This window comes from Microvirga sp. P4_G7, assembly GCF_056401005.1.
The window spans coordinates 1-618 of record NZ_JBFUKD010001138.1 but is presented as its reverse complement, the minus strand read 5'-3'; the positions used below and the strand labels follow the sequence as shown (position 1 = coordinate 618).

The window sequence follows — 618 nt, the reverse complement described above, 5'->3', positions numbered from 1 at the left end:
CGTCGATGCTGAGGTCGTCGCCTATCAGGATCACCCGGTCTCCCCGTTGAACTGCCTCCTCGGGTACGTCGGTCACATCGATGATGATGAGATCCATCGACACCCGACCGACGAAGGGGCAGCGCTTTCCTGCGACGATCGCGATGCCCGCGTCGCCGACATTGGTGTTCGTGCTGCCCGCCGAGCGCGGATACCCGTCCGCATAGCCGACGGAGATCGTCGCCAATCGCCGGCGGCTCAATGCGGTCCAGACCGCATTGTATCCGGCCGTCTCGCCTTCCAGGGCATAGCGGAGTTGGATGATGCTCCCCTCGAGGTGCACCACATTCTGCATCGGGTTGTCGCGGTGCGGCGTCGGGTTGCCGCCGTAGATGGCATAGCCCGGCCGCGCCAGCTCGAAGCAGGGCATATCTTTCAGGAAAGTGCCGGACGAATTGGCGAGCGAACCCGGAATGCCCGGCAGAGCCTTGCGCAAGGCAACGAATGCCGCGATCTGTCGCGCGTTGATCTCGTTCTCCGGCTCCTCTGCGCTGACGAGGTGGCTCATCAGCAGCGCGGGTTCGAAATCCTTCAATCGCGGATCATCCTTCAGCGATAAGCCCTCGACGATGGGAAGAC

At 62.9% G+C, this 618-nt stretch carries 1 protein-coding gene; it reads right to left on the bottom strand.

Annotated elements, in window-relative coordinates:
- Positions 1–618 (bottom strand): alanine racemase (locus AC1DT3_RS23500; protein WP_477467557.1); only part of this gene is annotated, 618 nt, incomplete at both ends.